General features: G+C 64.5%; 10 protein-coding genes and 1 pseudogene. 5 read left to right on the top strand and 6 right to left on the bottom strand.

What is annotated here, in order from left to right; all coding sequences use genetic code 11:
* Window positions 1–12 precede the first annotated feature (12 nt).
* The 3 genes from CSV86_RS05975 to CSV86_RS05965 all read left to right on the top strand — a co-directional run bounded on the left by CSV86_RS05975 (window position 13) and on the right by CSV86_RS05965 (window position 3,239).
* Window positions 13–1,035: a branched-chain amino acid aminotransferase gene (locus tag CSV86_RS05975; protein WP_009394554.1), complete on the top strand. Its 1,023-nt coding sequence runs from the start codon at window positions 13–15 to the stop codon at window positions 1,033–1,035.
* Between the two features lie 166 nt (window positions 1,036–1,201).
* Window positions 1,202–1,882 carry a response regulator transcription factor gene (locus tag CSV86_RS05970; RefSeq protein WP_009394551.1) on the top strand — a complete coding sequence of 227 codons (681 nt, stop codon included), beginning with the start codon at window positions 1,202–1,204 and terminating at the stop codon, window positions 1,880–1,882.
* Window positions 1,860–3,239, top strand: a complete 1,380-nt coding sequence (locus CSV86_RS05965) for a sensor histidine kinase (protein ID WP_037058441.1) — start codon at window positions 1,860–1,862, stop codon at window positions 3,237–3,239. The genes CSV86_RS05970 and CSV86_RS05965 overlap by 23 nt, the downstream gene beginning before the upstream one ends.
* Window positions 3,240–3,349: 110 nt before the next feature.
* Here CSV86_RS05965 and cysS read toward each other — a convergent pair.
* Together cysS and CSV86_RS05955 are read right to left on the bottom strand one after the other, a co-directional pair.
* Window positions 3,350–4,731, bottom strand: a pseudogene (gene cysS, locus CSV86_RS05960) (cysteine--tRNA ligase).
* Window positions 4,732–4,740: 9 nt separating this feature from the next.
* Window positions 4,741–6,438, bottom strand: a complete 1,698-nt coding sequence (locus CSV86_RS05955; protein ID WP_009394547.1) for a glutamine--tRNA ligase/YqeY domain fusion protein — start codon at window positions 6,436–6,438, stop codon at window positions 4,741–4,743.
* Between the two features lie 237 nt (window positions 6,439–6,675).
* On the opposite strand from CSV86_RS05955, the gene CSV86_RS05950 reads away from it, so the two are divergent.
* Both CSV86_RS05950 and lpxH read left to right on the top strand, forming a co-directional pair.
* On the top strand, window positions 6,676–7,176 hold the full coding sequence (locus CSV86_RS05950; protein ID WP_009394546.1) for a peptidylprolyl isomerase: 501 nt from the start codon (window positions 6,676–6,678) through the stop codon (window positions 7,174–7,176).
* Entirely contained in the window at window positions 7,173–7,898 is a 726-nt protein-coding gene (lpxH, locus tag CSV86_RS05945; RefSeq protein ID WP_009394545.1) for a UDP-2,3-diacylglucosamine diphosphatase, read from the top strand. The genes CSV86_RS05950 and lpxH overlap by 4 nt, the downstream gene beginning before the upstream one ends.
* An 89-nt stretch (window positions 7,899–7,987) precedes the next feature.
* Here lpxH and CSV86_RS05940 read toward each other — a convergent pair whose 3' ends face one another.
* The 4 genes from CSV86_RS05940 to CSV86_RS05925 are packed head-to-tail and all read right to left on the bottom strand — an operon-like array spanning window position 7,988 to window position 12,660.
* On the bottom strand, window positions 7,988–9,517 hold the full coding sequence (locus CSV86_RS05940; RefSeq protein WP_009394543.1) for a DHA2 family efflux MFS transporter permease subunit: 1,530 nt from the start codon (window positions 9,515–9,517) through the stop codon (window positions 7,988–7,990).
* Window positions 9,514–10,707, bottom strand: coding sequence for an HlyD family secretion protein (locus CSV86_RS05935; RefSeq protein ID WP_009394541.1), 1,194 nt, complete (start codon window positions 10,705–10,707; stop codon window positions 9,514–9,516). Before CSV86_RS05935 ends, CSV86_RS05940 begins: the two co-directional genes overlap by 4 nt.
* Before the next feature lie 10 nt (window positions 10,708–10,717).
* Window positions 10,718–12,190 carry an efflux transporter outer membrane subunit gene (locus CSV86_RS05930; protein WP_009394540.1) on the bottom strand — a complete coding sequence of 491 codons (1,473 nt, stop codon included), beginning with the start codon at window positions 12,188–12,190 and terminating at the stop codon, window positions 10,718–10,720.
* Window positions 12,187–12,660, bottom strand: coding sequence for a MarR family winged helix-turn-helix transcriptional regulator (locus CSV86_RS05925; RefSeq protein WP_009394539.1), 474 nt, complete (start codon window positions 12,658–12,660; stop codon window positions 12,187–12,189). Before CSV86_RS05925 ends, CSV86_RS05930 begins: the two co-directional genes overlap by 4 nt.
* Between the last annotated feature and the right edge of the window lie 227 nt (window positions 12,661–12,887).

Below are 12,887 nucleotides of genomic sequence, written 5' to 3'. Positions count from 1 at the left end.
ATCGAGGGTGCCATGAGCAACGAAAGCATTAACTGGGACAAGCTGGGCTTCGACTACATCAAGACCGACAAGCGCTACCTCTCCGTATGGCGCGACGGCGCGTGGGACGCGGGCACCCTGACCGAAGACAACGTCCTGCACATCAGCGAAGGCTCCACTGCCCTGCACTACGGCCAGCAATGCTTCGAAGGCCTCAAGGCCTACCGTTGCCAGGACGGTTCGATCAACCTGTTCCGCCCAGACCAGAACGCCGCGCGCATGGCCCGCAGCTGCGCCCGCCTGCTGATGCCGCAAGTGCCGACCGACGTTTTCATCGAGGCCTGCAAGCAGGTGGTCAAGGCCAACGAACGCTTTGTCCCGCCATATGGCAAGGGTGCCCTGTACCTGCGTCCGTTCGTGATCGGCGTGGGTGACAACGTTGGCGTGCGCACCGCGCCGGAGTTCATCTTCTCGGTGTTCGCCATCCCGGTCGGTTCCTACTTCAAGGGCGGCATGACCCCGCACAACTTCATCATCTCCGGCTACGACCGTGCCGCCCCGCAAGGCACCGGCGCGGCCAAGGTCGGCGGCAACTACGCGGCCAGCCTGATGCCGGGCGCCGAAGCCAAGAAACAAGGCTTCGCCGACGCCATCTACCTCGACCCGCTGACCCACAGCAAGATCGAGGAAGTGGGTTCGGCCAACTTCTTCGGCATCACTGCCGACAACGAATTCATCACCCCTAAATCCGCCTCCGTGCTGCCGGGTATCACCCGCCTGTCGCTGATGGAGCTGGCCGCCTCGCGCCTGGGCCTGAAAGTGATCGAAGGCGACGTGCTGATCGACGAGATCGGCAAGTTCAAGGAAGCCGGCGCCTGCGGTACCGCTGCCGTGATCACCCCGATCGGCGGCATCCAGTACAACGGCAAGCTGCATGTGTTCCACAGCGAGACCGAAGTCGGCCCGATCACCAAGAAGCTCTATGCCGAACTGACCGGCATCCAGAGCGGTGACGTGGAAGGCCCGGCTGGCTGGATCGTCAAGGTCGCTCTCTAAAGCTGCAAGCCACAAGCTCCAAGCTGCAAGAAAAAACCGGTGCCCCGCGTCCGCTTTTCTCTTACAGCTTGGAGCTTGAATCCCTTCCAAACATAAATTTCCTTTAACCCGGGCCTTGCCTATTCTTTGGCACAATCCAGTTTCCAACCGCCGCCCAGGTAAAAGCATGCCCCGCGTACTGACTATCGAAGACGATGCCGTCACCGGCCAGGAGATCGTCGCCGAACTTTCCAGCCATGGCCTCGAGGTCGAGTGGGTCGACAACGGCCGCGAAGGCCTGGCCCGCGCCATCGCCGGCGGCTACGACCTGATCACGGTCGACCGCATGCTGCCGGAAGTCGATGGCCTGACCATCGTCACCACCCTGCGCAACCTCAAGATCACCACGCCAATCCTGATGATCAGTGCCCTCTCCGATGTGGACGAACGGGTGCGCGGCCTGCGCGCAGGGGGTGACGACTACCTGACCAAGCCCTTCGCCTCCGACGAAATGGCCGCCCGGGTCGAGGTACTGCTGCGGCGCAACAGCGTGCCCATGACCCAGACCCGCCTGCAGGTCGCTGACCTGGAGCTGGACCTTATCAGCCATGAGGCCCGACGCGGCGAGCAGGCCCTGAACCTGCTGCCCACCGAGTACAAGCTGCTGGAATTCCTCATGCGTCATGCCGGGCAGGTGATTACCCGGATGATGATCTTCGAGGAAGTCTGGGGGTATCACTTCGACCCCGGGACCAACCTGATCGATGTGCATATCGGCCGCCTGCGAAAGAAGATCGATGCGCCCGGCCAGACGCCGCTGATTCGCACCGTGCGAGGCTCCGGCTATGCCATTGCCGAACCCGCATAAGGGCTGGAGTTCGTCCACCAGCCGTTTGCTGGCGCTGTACAGCTTCCTGTTCGTGGCCTGGAGCAGCATCCTCATGGGGGTGCTGTACTTCGAAGTGTCCAGCTATCTGAACAAGCTGACCCGGCATTCCCTGACCCAGCGCCAGCACCTGTTTGCCCATATGAGCGGCAAGCAACTGGACGATGCGCTGATCGCCAGCCAGGCCTTCGAGGAACGCAGTTTCGACGCCTACGGCCTGTTCGACGCGCAATTCAACCCGCTTGGCGGCCAGATCCGCCAGATGCCCGCGGGGCTCGGCCTCGACGGGCGGATCCACGAGCTCAAGCGCTGTCTCGACGCCGACGACCCGCGCCTGCCTGCCGACAGTTGCGACGGCGTAGCGCTGAAGGTACCGGACGGGCGCTGGCTGGTACTGGTGCGCGACAACGGCTCGCTGTTCGTGGTCACCCGGATCATCCTGCATGCCCTGCTCTGGGGACTTTCACTGACCATCATTCCTGGCATTGCCGGCTGGTACTGGCTGCGGCGCCGGCCGCTCAAGCGCATCCGCGCGATCCAGGCCACCGCCGAGCAGATCGTCGCCGGCGACCTGACCCGGCGCCTGCCGCTGTCGCAGCGGCGTGACGAGCTGGACATGCTGGCGGCCATCGTCAACGCCATGCTCGACCGCATCGAGCGGCTGATGCATGAGGTCAAGGGCGTCTGCGACAACATCGCCCACGACCTGCGCACGCCGCTGACCCGCTTGCGTGCCCAGCTGTACCGGATCCGCCAGCAAGCCGGGGACGAGCGCCAGGCCGAAGCGATGGAGCAGGCGATCGCCGAGACCGACACCCTGATGGCGCGCTTCCGCGGCTTGCTGCGCATCAGTGAGCTGGAGGACCGCCAGCGCCGCGCAGGCTTCGTCGAACTGGAGACCGGGGCGTTACTGGCAGAACTGCATGACTTCTACCTGCCGCTTGCCGAAGACGGCGAAATTGCCCTTGCGCTGAAGATGCCGGAGGCGCTGCCGCCGCTGTTCGGCGACCACGAATTGCTGTTCGAGGCCCTGGCCAACCTGGTGGGTAACGCGATGAAGTTCACCCCCGCCGGCGGCCAAGTGCGAATCAGCGCCAGCAGCGATGACGACGGCGTGCATATCGCGGTAGAAGACAGCGGGCCGGGAATTCCGGCAGAGGAGCGCGAGACGGTGTTGAAGCGCTTCTATCGTAGCGAGGAAGGCCACAAGCATGCGGGGTTCGGGCTGGGACTGTCGATCGTCGCGGCGATCGTCGATCTGCACGGGTTCGGGCTGGAGGTGGGGGAAAGCGACCTCGGCGGGGCCCGGCTGGTGATGCACTGCCGGGGGCAGGTGTGAAAGGCTGATGGCCCTATCGCTGGCAAGCCAGCTCCCACAGGGTCAGGTCTGTGCAGTGCCTGTGGGAGCTGGCTTGCCAGCGATGGGGCCATCGCTGGCAACACAAGGCTTCAGTCAGCCAGACGCCAGGTGGTCCCGCCCTTGCCGTCTTCCAGCACCACGCCCATTGCAGTGATCTGGTCGCGGATGCGGTCGGACTCGGCCCAGTTCTTGTCGGCACGGGCCTGCAGGCGGGCCTGGATCAGCGCCTCGACTTCAGCTGCATCGACCTTGCCCTCGGCCCCCGCACGCAGGAACTCGTCGGCATCCAGCTGCAGCACGCCCAGCAAACCACCCAGCTCGCGCAGACGCCCTGCCAGGCCAGCCGCAGCCTGTGCGTCGCTGTCGCGCAGACGGTTGATCTCGCGCACCAGGTCGAACAGCACGGCACAGGCTTCGGGGTGCCGAAGTCGTCGTTCATCGCCGCGGCGAAACGCTCGACGAATTCCTCGCCACCCTGCGGCGCCACCAGCGGCAGGCCGCGCAGCGCGTGGTAGAAGCGTTCCAGGGCACCCTTGGCGTCGCGCAGGCTGTCCTCGGAGTAGTTGATCGCGCTGCGGTAGTGGCTGGACACCAGCAGGTAGCGGACCACCTCCGGGTGATACTTGTCGAGCACATCGCGGATGGTGAAGAAGTTGTTCAGCGACTTCGACATCTTCTCGCCATTGATCCGGATCATCCCGCAGTGCATCCACGACGCAGCGTAAGGCTTGCCGGTGGCCGCTTCGCTCTGGGCGATCTCGTTCTCGTGGTGCGGGAACTCCAGGTCGCTGCCGCCACCATGGATGTCGAAGCTCTCGCCCAGGCAGCAGGTGGACATCACCGAGCACTCGATGTGCCAGCCCGGACGTCCCGGGCCCCACGGCGATTCCCAGCTCGGCTCGCCCGGCTTGACGCCTTTCCACAGGACGAAGTCCAGCGGGTCCTGCTTGGCCTCGTCCACTTCGATCCGCGCGCCGATGCGCAGGTCTTCGATCTTCTTGCGCGACAGCTTGCCGTAGCCGACGAACTTGCCGACCCGGTAGTACACGTCGCCGTTGCCCGGGGCGTAGGCGTAACCCTTGTCGATCAGGGTCTGGATCATCGCGTGCATGCCCGGGATATGGTCGGTGGCACGGGGTTCCAGGTCCGGCTTGAGGATGTTCAGGCGGCGCTCGTCCTCGTGCATCGCATCGATCATGCGCGCGGTCAGGGCGTCGAACGACTCGCCGTTCTCGTTGGCGCGGTTGATGATCTTGTCGTCGATGTCGGTGATGTTGCGCACGTAGGTCAGGTCGTAGCCGCTATAGCGCAGCCAGCGGGTGACCAGGTCGAAGGCGACCATGCTGCGGCCGTGGCCCAGGTGGCAGAAGTCGTACACGGTCATGCCGCAGACGTACATCCGCACCTTGTTGCCTTCCAGCGGTTTGAATACTTCCTTGGTCTTGCTCAGGGTGTTGTAGATGGTAAGCACGAAATTTCCTCAGCTGCCCCAGGAGTCACGCAGGGACACGGTGCGGTTGAATACCGGTTGGCCTGGACGGGAATCTTTCAGGTCGGCGCAGAAGTAGCCTTCGCGTTCGAACTGGAAGCGGTCCTCTGGCTGGGCGTTACCCAGCGATGGCTCGGCACGACAACCACGCAGCACCTGCAGCGAATCCGGGTTGATGTTGTCGAGGAAGCTGCCGCCCTCTTCGGCCTTCTCCGGGTTCGCAGCACGGAACAGGCGATCGTACAGACGCACTTCGCACTCGACGCTGCCTTCGGCCGGGACCCAATGGATCACGCCCTTGACCTTGCGGCCTTCCGGGTTCTTGCCCAGGGTGTCCGGATCGTAGGAGCAGCGCAGTTCGACGATAGTGCCCTCGGCATCCTTGATCGCCTCGTCGGCGCGGATCACGTAGCTGCCGCGCAGGCGCACTTCACCGGCAGGCTCCAGGCGCTTGTAGCCCTTGGGCGGCTCTTCCATGAAGTCGTCGCGGTCGATGTACAGCTCGCGGGCGAACGGCAGGACGCGCACGCCCATGTCTTCCTTCGGATGGCGCGGCAGTTCGAGCTGCTCGACCTGGCCTTCCGGGTAGTTGGTGATCACCACCTTCAGCGGACGCAACACGCACATGGCACGCGGCGCATTGCGGTCGAGGTCGTCACGGATGCTGAACTCGAGCATGGACATGTCGACCACACCGTCGGAACGGTTGGTGCCGATCATTTCGCAGAAATTGCGGATCGACGCCGGGGTGTAGCCACGGCGACGGAAACCGGACAGGGTCGACATGCGCGGGTCGTCCCAGCCATTCACATGCTGCTCGTCCACCAGTTGCTTGAGCTTGCGCTTGCTGGTGATGGTGTAGTTCAGGTTGAGGCGGCTGAATTCGTACTGGCGCGGCTTGCACGGCACCGGCAGGTGGTCCAGGAACCACTCGTACAGCGGGCGATGGCCTTCGAACTCCAGGGTGCAGATGGAGTGGGTGATGCCTTCGATGGCATCCGACTGGCCGTGGGTGAAGTCGTAGTTCGGGTAGATGCACCACTTGTCACCGGTCTGGTGGTGATGGGCATGGCGGATGCGGTAGAGGATCGGGTCGCGCAGGTTCATGTTCGGCGAAGCCATGTCGATCTTCGCCCGCAGGACGCGCTCGCCGTCCTTGAACTCGCCGGCCTTCATGCGCGCGAACAGGTCGAGGTTCTCTTCGACGCTGCGCTCGCGGAACGGGCTGTTCCTGCCCGGCTCGGTCAGGTTGCCGCGGTATTCCTTGGCCTGCTCCGGGGTCAGGTCGCAGACGTAGGCGTTGCCCGACTTGATCAGGTCGACGGCCCAGGCGTGCAGCTGGTCGAAGTATTCCGAGGCGTAGCGCACCGGACCGGTCCACTCGAAGCCCAGCCACTTGACGTCTTCCTGGATGGCGTCGATGTATTCCTGGTCTTCCTTGGCCGGGTTGGTGTCATCGAAACGCAGGTGGCAGGCACCGCCGAATTCCTTGGCCAGGCCGAAGTTCACGCAGATCGACTTGGCATGGCCGATATGCAGGTAACCGTTGGGCTCTGGCGGGAAACGGGTGACGATGCTGCTGTGCTTGCCCGAATCCAGGTCGGCCTGCACGATCGGGCGCAGGAAATTCACGGGAACGGCGGGCGCGCCTTTGGCGGCATTGGGAGCGGTGTCGGTGGGCTTGCTCATAGGATCCTTGGAAGTCCGGTCTGCGGCGCGGGTAGGCCGCGTGAAACAAAGCCCGTATCATAGCCGAAGCCGTCGCGCCGCCGACAGCACCACGCCGACAAACCGGCGCTAATATGCACGGCGTACGAAAAAAATCCCTGGCAGGAACGTATCGCCGCTGGCGAAGCGGGCGTCAGGGTCATATATGTGCGATGCACATCTCTTCTTACCACATGCCTTGAGAGAGCGAATTCCAGCATGGCCAAAGTCAAACTGAGCACCAACCACGGCGACATCGTCCTGCAACTGGACAGCGAAAAAGCCCCGAAAACCGTGGAAAACTTCCTCCAGTACGTGAAGGACGGCCATTACAACGGTACTATCTTCCACCGCGTCATCAAGGGTTTCATGATTCAGGGCGGTGGTTTCGACGCCAGCATGAGCCAGAAGAAAACCCGCGCCAGCATCCAGAACGAAGCCGACAACGGCCTGCCGAACAAGAAGTACTCGATCGCCATGGCCCGCACCATGGAGCCGCATTCGGCTTCGGCACAGTTCTTCATCAACGGCACCGACAACGATTTCCTCAACCACAGCGGCAAGAACGTGCAGGGCTGGGGCTACGCGGTATTCGGTGAAGTGACCGAAGGCCAGGAAGTCGTGGATGCCATCGAGAAGGTCGCCACCGGCTCCAAGGCTGGCCACCAGGACGTACCGAAGGACGACGTGATCATCGAGAAAGCCGAGATCATTGAGTGATCCTGCTGGTCTCCGACCTGCATTTGCAAGAAGAGCGCCCGGACATTACCCGGGCGTTTCTTGATCTGCTGGCGACCCGCGCCCGGGATGCACAGGCCCTGTACATCCTTGGCGACTTCTTCGAGGCCTGGATCGGCGACGACGGCATGACGCCGTTCCAGCAGTCGATCTGCCAGGCCCTGCGCGCGCTGAGCGACGGCGGCACCCGGGTGTTCCTGATGCACGGCAACCGCGATTTCCTGATCGGCCAGGCCTTCTGCAAGGCTGCCGGCTGCACCCTGCTCAAGGACCCCAGCGTGGTCGAGATGGGCGGCGAGCCGGTGCTGCTGATGCACGGCGACAGCCTGTGCACCCGCGACGAAGCCTACATGAAGCTGCGCCGCTACCTGCGCAACCCGCTGAGCCTGTGGGTCCTGCGCCACCTGCCGCTGTCGACCCGGCGCAAGCTGGCGCGCAAGCTGCGCAGCGAAAGCAAGGCGCAAACGCGTATGAAGGCCAATGACATCATCGATGTCACCGCCGAGGAAGTACCGCGCCTGATGCAACGCCACGGCGTGCGCACCCTGATCCACGGCCACACCCACCGGCCGGCCATCCACAAGCTCACCCTCGAAGACGGCAGCGCCGGGCGGCGCATCGTGCTGGGCGACTGGGACAGGCAAGGTTGGGCGCTGCAAGTGGATGAACAAGGCTTCCAGCTGAGCCCGTTCGATTTCGCCTGATCCCTTCCTGAACCTCACGCCATCCCTGTAGGAGGTTGCTTGCCTGCTCCTACAGGGAGTTGAGCTGCGCCCGGGTTTTCACCCTCCACTCAATGCCCGCCCGACGCTGGCCCCGCCTTCGCCGCGAACGGCGGTTTCGCCAGCCACACCAGCAGGATCAACCCCGCGAATATCCAGCCCATCAACGTGAAGTAATCCACCGTCGACATCATGTAGGCCTGGCTGCTGAGCATCTGCTCCAGTTGCCGATACGCCGTGCCCCCTGCCCCACCCAATTGATGCAGGGCATCGCGGGTCGCCGGATCGTAGGTGCTGATGCTTTCGCTGAGGTAGGCATGATGCTGGTCCGCGCGACGGATCCAGATCCAGGTGGTCAGCGACGCCGCGAAGCTGCCACCGAGGGTGCGCAGGAAGGTCGCCAGGCCCGAGCCGTCGGCGATCTGCTGCGGCGGCAGGTCGGAGAGCAGGATGCTCAGGGTCGGCATGAAGAACAGTGCCACGCCGATGCCCATGAACAATTGCACCAGCGCCACGTGCTGGAAGTCCACTTCATGGGTGAATTCGGCACGCATGAAGCAGCTCAGGCCGATCGCCAGGAACGCCAGCCCGGCCAGCAGGCGCAGGTCGAAGCGGTGCGCGTACTTGCCCACGAACGGCGACATCAATACCGGCAGCAGGCCGATCGGCGCCACCGCCAGCCCGGCCCAGGTCGCGGTATAGCCCATCTGCGTCTGCAGCCATTGCGGCAGGATCAGGTTGATGCCGAAGAAGCCGGCATAGCCGCCCACCAGCACGATGGTGCCGATGCGGAAATTGCGATACGCGAACAACCTGAGGTTGACCACCGGGTGCTTGTCGGTCAGTTCCCAGATGATGAACACGGCGATGAACACCACGGATATCAGGCTGCCGACGATGATGAAGTTCGACTCGAACCAGTCCAGGTCGTTGCCTTTGTCGAGGACGATCTGCAACGCGCCGACACCGATGATCAGGCTCAGCAGACCGACGTAGTCCATCGGCTGGCGGCTGGTCTGCACCGGCCGCGTGCGCATCTGCTGGCGAACCACGGCGGCAGCGAACAGGCCGATGGGCACGTTGATGAAGAAGATCCAGGGCCAGCTGTAGCTGTCGGTGATCCAGCCGCCGAGAATCGGCCCGGCAATCGGCGCCACCACCGTGACCATGGCCAATAGCGCCAGGGCCATGCCGCGCTTCGCCGGCGGATAGACCGCAATCAGCAAGGTCTGGGTCATCGGGTACAACGGCCCGGCGACCACCCCTTGCAACACGCGAAAACCCACCAGTTCCGGCATCGACTGGGAGATCCCGCAGAGGAACGAGGCCAGCACGAACAGCAGGGTTGCCCAGATGAACAGCTTGACCTCGCCGAAGCGCCGGCTCAGCCAGCCTGTCAGCGGCAGGGCGATGGCATTGCTCACCGCGAACGAGGTGATGACCCAGGTGCCCTGTTCCGAACTCACCCCGAGGTTGCCGGAAATGGTGGGCAGCGCCACGTTGGCGATGGTGGTGTCGAGCACCTGCATGAAGGTCGCCAGGGACAGGCCGATGGTGGTCAGCAGCAGGCTCGGCGGGGTGAACGAAGCCTGGTTGCTCATCGCTGGGCCGTCTTGTCGCTGGCGCTGTTGTCATGGATCAGCCTGGCGATCAGGGTATCGGCCTCGGCCAGCTGGCGGTCATAGACCTGGGTGGCGAAGCTGGCCTTCTGCGGCGGCTGCTGGGCCAGGACCGGGCCGCTCTGGTCGTGCAGGTCGACGTCGACCAGGGTCGACAGGCCGATGCGCAGCGGGTGCCGGGCCAGTTGCTCGGGATTGATATGCACCCTTACCGGCACGCGCTGGACGATCTTGATCCAGTTGCCGGTGGCGTTCTGCGCCGGCAGCAGGGCGAAGGCGCTGCCGGTCCCGGCGCCGAGGCTGTCGATGGTGCCGTTGTATTTCACGTCGCTGCCGTACAGGTCGGCGGTGATCTCGACTGGCTGGCCGATACGCATGTTGCGCAGCTGGGTTTCCTTGAAATTGGCATCGATCCAAAGCTGGTCAAGGGGAATCACCGCCATGGTTGCGGTGCCCGGCTCCAGGCGCTGGCCAAGTTGCACGGTGCGCTTGGCTACATAACCGGTGACCGGCGCCACCAGGGTGGTGCGGGCATTGCTCAGGTAGGCCTGGCGCAGCTCGGCGGCGGCGGCCTGGACTTCCGGATGGGAGGACACCACGGTGTCGTCCACCAGCGCCGTAGTGGTATTGAGCTGCTGCTGGGCATTGCTCAGGGCGCTCTGGGCCGAGGCCAGGTCGTCGCGGGCGTGGGACAGTTCTTCCTGGGAAATCGCCCCACCGGCGGCCAGGGTCTTGCGTCGGTTGTAGTTTTCCTGGGCCTTCTGCAATTCAGCCTTGCGCGCCGCGACCTGGGCCTTCTGCCCGTCGACATTGCTGTACAGCCCGCGCACCTGGCGCACGGCCCGTGCCAGCTTGGCCTCGGCGGCCTGCAGGCCAACCTCGGCGTCGCTCGGGTCGAAGCGGATCAACTCCTGGCCGGCCTGCACCAGGTCGCCGTCGTCGGCGCCGATGCTGACCACGGTCCCGGAGATCAGCGGGGTGATTTCCACCACGTTGCCGTTGACGTAGGCGTCGTCGGTACTTTCGCTCCAGCGCCCGTACAGCTCGTGCCAGGCCCAGGTGCCGGCGCCGAGGGCGACGACGATGAGCGCCAGAGCGATCAGCCAGGTCTTGCGCTTGCGCTGGTTGTTGACGTCCTGCTCGTTGACGGCAGTGTCCGTTGGGTTAGCCATGACGAATACCTTATGGGTGACGAGGAGCCGGCGATGCGCTCGCCGCCTGTTGTTGCGGTTGATCCTGGAAGCCGCCGCCGAGGGCCTGCATCAACAGGATCGAGCGATCGATGCGCTCGGCGTTGAGTTCGGCCAGTTGGCGCTGGGCCTGCAGCAATTGCTGCTCGATGCTCAGCACATCGAGGAAGTTGCCGATGCCCGAGCCATAGCGCTGCATCACGGTGTCGTAGGACTGCTGGGCGATATCGGCGGCGCGCTGCTTGGCCGCGACCTGCTCGCCGAGGGCGTGCAACTGGTCGATGCTGTCGCTGACTTCACCGAGGGCGTTGACCAGGCTTTTGTTGTACTGGGCAACCGCCAGGTCGTACTCGGCATCGCGGGCATCGAGGTCGGCGCGCAGGCGGCCGCCGTCGAAGATCGGCAGGGACACGGTCGGGGCGATAGTGAAGAAGCGGCTCGGCGCACCGAAGATCGCATCCCCCAGCAGGGCCTGGGTGCCGGCGGCAGCGCTCAGGTTGAGGTTGGGGTAGAAGCGGGTCTTGCCGGCGTCGATGGACTTGCTCGCCGCCTCCACGCGCCAGCGCGCCGCCACCAGGTCAGGACGACGCCCCAGCAGCTCGGCCGGCAGCACCGATGGCAGGGCTACCGCGCCGGGCTTGAGCACCGCCGGACGGGCAATCTCGCGCGCCCGGTCCGGCCCCTTGCCCAGCAGCACGGCCAGCGCCACCTGGGCGCTGCGCAGTTGCTTGGCGGCATTGATCGCCTGTTCCTCCGAGCTGGCGGCGAGGCTTTCGGTCTGTTGCAACTGGTAGTCGCTGTCGATCCCGGCGCTCAGGCGGCGCTGGCCCAGGTCGAGCATCTGCCGGGTGCGCTTGAGGTCTTCCTGGGTCAGGTCGTTAACGATGTAGGCCTGGCCAAGCTGGCTGTAGGCCCGGGCCACGTCGGCGGCCAGGGTCAGGCTGGCAGCCTGGCGGTCCACCTCGGCGGCGCGGGCCTGGCCGAGGGCGGCTTCCCAGGCATCGCGCTGGCCGCCCCAAAGGTCGAAGTTGTAATTGAAGTCGAGGCTGAGGCTGCGCAGGGTCGAATAGCGCCCGCCCTGCCCGGCAGGGTCCTGATCACGGGCCAGGCGCGAGCGGCTGACGCTGGCGTTGGCGTCCAGGGTCGGCATGCGTTCGGCATCGGCGGCCAGGGCGGCGGCGCTGGCCTGGTGGGCACGGGCGCTGGCGATCTGCATGTCCGGGCTGTCGCGCAGAGCCTCAGTGATCAGGCCGTCCAACTGTGGATCGCCAAGGTCGCGCCACCAGTCGCTCTTCGGCCAGGCGGCCGGCGACAGGGTAACGCCTTCGAGGGTCTTGCCGGCTTTCAATTCGCTGGCAGACAGGCGCTGGCCGGTGGTCGTCAGGCCTTGGTAGCTGGCGCAACCGGCCAGGCTCAGGGCAAGCACCAGCAGGCTCAGGCCGGTGCGCAAGGCAGTCGTGTTCATTTATGGCTCACCCGCATCAGGGTCAGCGTATCGCCTGCGCAGACCAGGACCTTGGTCAGGATCGAGGTGAGGGTTGCCAGTTCTTCCGGGTCGAGCACGCCGACCAGCTCGTTCATCGCCGCCGCACCGATATGCGGCAGGCGATCGGCCAGGGTACGCCCTTCGTCTGTCAGGCCGACGCGGACCTGGCGACGGTCGTCGGGGCAACGGCTGCGCGCGATCAGGTGCTTCTGTTCGAGGCGGTCGAGCATGCGGGTCATGGCGCCGCTATCCAGGCCGAGGTACCGGCACAGGTCGGCCGGGGTGTCCACGGCGAACTGGGCGATGATGATCAACACCTTGAACTGCGCGGCGGTAACGTCGTGATCCTGCAGGTGGGTATCGAGAATACGGTCCTTGACCAGCGCGGCGCGGCCCAGGAGCAGGCCGATGGTGCAGGTCTGGAAGTTTTCGGGGGTGAAATGCTGCATGTGGGGAGAACCCTGCTTAGGCAGTGATGTAAGCAAATATGTCTGCTCAGGCAATCATTGTCCAGGCATTTATTAGCTTGCTTTGTATTTTGCCGATGAAAGGCTGACTAAAAAGGTCAGGATCAGGCGGGAGATCGACACGAACCCTGTGGGAGCTGCGGTTCGGCGCTCCGACTTGCCAGCGATTTGGCCCTGTCTGGCAACTTTTTGTCAGTGCCGGCCTCATC

The organism is Pseudomonas bharatica CSV86 (assembly GCF_000319305.2).
Taxonomy (GTDB): Bacteria; Pseudomonadota; Gammaproteobacteria; order Pseudomonadales; family Pseudomonadaceae; genus Aquipseudomonas; species Aquipseudomonas bharatica.
This window is presented reverse-complemented; position numbering and strand designations above follow the sequence as displayed.